The organism is Ancylomarina sp. (genome assembly GCF_041555295.1).
Classification (GTDB): Bacteria; Bacteroidota; Bacteroidia; order Bacteroidales; family Marinifilaceae; genus Ancylomarina.
The window spans coordinates 1-4970 of the sequence record NZ_JBFFKR010000257.1; the positions used below are offsets into that span (position 1 = coordinate 1).

The window sequence follows — 4970 nt, forward strand, 5'->3', positions numbered from 1 at the left end:
GCATTTACAAAACTAACTACCATTACAGTAGTAGCTGATGATGACTGAATAAGTGCCGTAATTAATACACCAGTCATAACGCCTTTAACACGATTCGAAGTCATTGCTGACAAAATCGATCTCATTTTCTCTCCAGCTACTTTTTGTAGAGCCTCACTCATCAATTTCATTCCATAAAGGAATAATCCTAAGGACCCTATGAGCGTCAAGAAATCAGTTAAACCGTAATCCATAATTAGTCTAAATTTATTTGTTTTTTCAGTTGATTGGTTCTGCTTTTAAGGCTGGCAAAAATATAGGATATTTAGAGACAAACTAATTTTTAAAGGCAAAAAACTTAAATGTTAACATTAACTTAACCTTGGCTTGAAACTCTGCTAATTTTAAAAACTGAACTTGTTGAATTTTTCAAATATCAACAATCAATCTAAACAAATAAATATCAGTTATTTCAATAGGCTAACATTCGAATCCTGATTATTTAAACGTCTGAAATCGACACTTATAAATAATAAATTTCACTATCAACCGATAAGCTAGATTAGCTTTTGAAATAAAGATATTAAGTCGTAATTTCGCCCTTCAAGTGTTTGATTATTCGATATGACTAATATCAAACTGACTACCAGTCATATATATAAAAACAAACATCATCAAGAGTAAGATTCAAAGATAGGTATAGATATGTGGAATAGAATTGCGGGAGTTATTCTCAGGAATAGAATATTATTATTGGTGCTTATAGGACTAATGACAGTCTTTATGGGCTATAAGGCACAATTTGTAGAAATGTCATATCAGCATGCTGCGCTGTTGCCTTCTGACGATTCAGCATCCATTGATTACGAAAATTTCCATAACACTTTCGGGCAAGATGGAAACGTCATGTTCTTTGGAATTCAAGACAGTGATTTTTATCAGCTTGATAAATTTAACGATTGGATTGCTCTTGGTAATGATCTCAAGAAATTAGATGGTATTGATGCAGTGGTATCCATTGCACACACCTATAACATCATCAAGAATAAGGACAAGAAAAGATTTGAATTCGAATCTATTTTCCCTGACAAACTTAGTTCTCAAAAAGAATTGGATAGTATTGCTGCCATAGCAGAGTCTTTACCCTTTTACAAAGGCAGTTTGGTCAACAACGATACTCACACCTATTTAATGGCAATCACCGTTAACGGGAGAGTTATGAATTCGAAGGCCAGAGAGCCTATGGTTAGACAAGTGCACAAGGCGTCTGAAAATTTTGCGCAGAAACACAATATTAAAATGCGCTACTCTGGTTTGCCATACATTAGAGTGGAAATGGCTAAGATGATAAAAAAAGAGATGAATATGTTTATTCTCTTATCATTATTAGTCACAGCCATTATTCTCTTCATGTTTTTCCGCTCGTTTAAAGTGGTCTTCTTTAGTATGCTGGTTGTTGGACTTAGTGTTATTTGGGCAATAGGCTCCATGGTCCTTTTTGAATACAAGATTACTCTATTAACAGCCATGCTACCTCCTCTTTTGGTCGTTATTGGAATACCCAATTCTGTATTCCTCATTAATAAATACCATAGCGAGTATATTCTACACCGTAATAAAATTAAAGCCCTACAACGTGTCGTATCAAAAATTGGTAATGCAACCTTCTTAACCAACTTAACAACTGCATCGGGTTTTGCGACTTTTATTATTACTTCAAGTCAAATTCTTAAAGAATTCGGCGTTGTTGCAGCCTTAAATATTATGGTGGTTTTCTTTTTATCACTGATTTTAATCCCAATCATTTTCAGTTTCATAGCCCCACCTGATAATAAAGCAACACAACATTTAGAGAATAAGTTTGTCAACAAGTTTGTAAAGGCTCTTGAGAAAATCGTCCTAAACAACCGAAAAGCTGTTTATCTAATTACGGGTTCACTAATGATTATTGGTGTCATCGGAATTAGCAAGATTAAGAGTACGGGTTATATGGTAGACGATCTTCCACATCACAATGTCATTTATCAGGATTTAAAATTCTTCGAAAAAAATCTTGATGGAATTATGCCACTTGAGATTGTGGTTGAGACCAAGAAGAAAGGTGGAGCCCTAAAATTATCGACTCTCGAACGTATCGAAAAATTAAACGATTCGCTTAAACAATATCCTGATGTTTCTGCCTCATTATCGTTGGTTGAAGGAGCTAAATTTGCTCATCAATCCTATTACAATGGTAAAGAGAAGTATTATAAAATGCCTAGTAATAATGTGAAGAATATACTTCTCTCCTACCTCTCAAAAGCCGACGTTAAAGGAGAAGTGAGCATCTTTGATTCCTTTATGGACTCGACCCAGACTCAAACTCGAATGAGTTTTAGAATAAAAGACATTGGGACGACCAAAATGGAAGAAATGGAGCAAATTGTTCTGAGACATGTTGATGAGATATTCCCTAAGGATAAATATAAGGTGACTGTAACAGGTTCGAGTATCGTCTTTTTTAAAGGGACTCAATACCTAATTAAAAACCTATTTTTAAGTTTGGCTTTAGCCATTCTCCTTATCGCCACTTTTATGGCCTGGATGTTCTCTTCCAAACGAATGGTGCTTGTGGCTCTAATTCCTAACTTAATTCCTTTAGTCATAACAGCTGCCCTTATGGGGTATTTTGGCATTCCGATTAAGGCGTCAACCATATTGGTATTTAGTATCGCCTTTGGTATCTCAGTAGACGATACCATTCACTATCTGGCCAAATACCGACAAGAGTTGAAAATAACGAATTGGAGTATTCGATCATCAGTTGTATTGGCTCTTCGCGAAACAGGACAGAGTATGATTTACACATCTATTATTCTTTTCTTCGGTTTTGGGATTTTCTCATTATCTGATTTTGGAGGAACAGTGTCATTGGGCGTGTTGGTTTCGGTTACACTCCTTTCAGCCATGTTATCGAATCTTATTCTTCTGCCTTCGTTATTATTAACTCTCGAAAGATTAATTACGAATAAGTCGTTTAAAGAACCCCTACTTCAAATTTACAATGAAGAGGAAGATATCGATTTGGATGCTTTAAGAATAGCTGGCTCTGAAATAAAAGAAGAACAAAAAGAAGACAGCGTCGTTAAATAATCTTTTTGATATGAAATATAAGAAGCCCGATAGTTCAAAACTATCGGGCTTCGTCGTATTTACTTTGAGGGGGCTCACTATTTTGTGATCCCGAACATCGGGATCAATAGCTTCTCATCACCTGGTCATACCCTGACATGGGCAGCACGTATAGAGTCAGAGCATGACTCAACTTATATGTACGCATTTTTTATGCAAAATCATGTTTAATCAGCGTCTTAAAAAAAAATAGTAATAAACACAGTTACGTGAACAGTCTCAAGGGGTGAGCTTTTATAGAATTCATTATAAACTTATAATTGCTTCCTTCTTGTGCGGCGAAGCTTATATAAACTTATATAGACTCCAATCCTTCAGGAGAGAAGCGTATATAAACTTATATAGACCTGCCCTATATTGGGTATTTTTATTAAAACCCTTTACTTATTGGGGCATTCAGCTGTTTTTTCTGAAAATCATTGCTAACAATATTTTTAATCGTCTCATAAGTCAAAAACTTGCGATATAGGGAATAAAGCCTTTGTTTTTGGATAACAACACAAGTTTAGGACTAGACACAATGATGATTTTATTGACGACACCTAAATATATTTCATACATTCACATAACCAAATATGATCTATAAGTGTATGTTTTAATATTGATAAAAGAAATAAAATGTATATACACTTTTACGTTAGCAGCAAATTCGTTCACAAAACATAAGATATCTAATAATTATGAAAATTGATAACCTACTTAAGCAAGTAGAATTCATTAAAGAAATTGATAAGATCAAATACATCCAACGAAAAACAAAACTATTCAATAGCGACAGACATGAAAATGACGCTGAACATAGTTGGCATCTGGCTATGATGGCTATTGTTCTGTCGGAGCATGCAAATGAGCAAATAGATGTATTGAAAGTATTAAAAATGGTTTTGATCCATGATATTGTTGAAATAGATGCTGGAGATACCTTTATTTATGATTCTGTTAAGAATCACTCCAATACAAAAGAAGAACTGAAAGCGGCTAAAAGAATTTTTGGGATGCTGCCTACCGAACAAGCACAAGAGTTCATCGCGATTTGGGAGGAATTTGAAGAAGGTAGAACTAATGAATCCAAATTTGCCAGAGCAATGGACAGATTCGAGCCACTATTACAAAACACCTCTAACAATGGTGGGACTTGGTCTGAATTTAATGTTAAATATGAAAGTGTTTTCAGCAAAAAGAAGCTTATAAAAGAAGGCTCTAAGTCAATTTGGGGATTTGCTGAGGAACTTATAAACGAAAGCGTAGAAAATGGAATTCTGAAAAAATAACTTTATATAAATCAGTTGCTAATCGAGTAGGCTGCCGCTATGCCATTAGTTAGCGGATAATATTTCGCCACAGAGTGGCAACTTACTTCAGCCCAATGGCAACGCCTTGGGTAATAAAAAACACAGAATACAATTTTCGCCCTGAAAGGGCAGCTTAAAAACCTTAATGATGTCACAATCACTGTCAAAACATCATTAAAATATGAGCTTCTATGAGGAATATTTATGGCATGATTAATATTAAGCTGCCCTTTCAGGGCGTGTGACCTAATCGACATCACATCCCGAGGCTTTGCCTTCGGGCTGAATTAATATGGGCTTTCAGCCCGCAAAAAAGCAAGAAATAAAATTTGCATGCTTGGTACACGAATGACATAATCTACATCATTTCCCGAGACTTTGCCTTCGGGCTGAATTAATATGGGCTTTCAGCCCGCCAAAAGGCAAGAAATAAAATTTGCATGCACCCGGCACACTAATAGAAACCCGATAGTATTAACTATTGGGTTTCTTGTTATATTGGGTTTGGAAATCGTAATACTACCGAAA

Annotated in this window: 3 protein-coding genes; 2 read left to right on the forward strand and 1 reads right to left on the reverse strand. The window is 35.2% G+C overall.

All coding sequences use genetic code 11. The features are described from left to right. The coding region (locus ABY905_RS14020) for a Na/Pi symporter (RefSeq protein ID WP_372644942.1) at window positions 1-233 on the reverse strand (233 nt) is incomplete at its 3' end. Between the two features lie 451 nt (window positions 234-684). Between ABY905_RS14020 and ABY905_RS14025 the strand changes: the two genes are divergently transcribed. Next, the gene (locus tag ABY905_RS14025) at window positions 685-3111 is read left to right on the forward strand and encodes an RND family transporter (protein ID WP_372644944.1); all 2427 of its coding nucleotides are present in this window, start codon (window positions 685-687) and stop codon (window positions 3109-3111) included. 719 nt (window positions 3112-3830) lie between these two features. Next, complete coding sequence (locus ABY905_RS14030) at window positions 3831-4421, forward strand: HD family hydrolase (protein ID WP_372644945.1); 591 nt, start codon at window positions 3831-3833, stop codon at window positions 4419-4421. The last annotated feature ends 549 nt before the right edge of the window (window positions 4422-4970 follow it).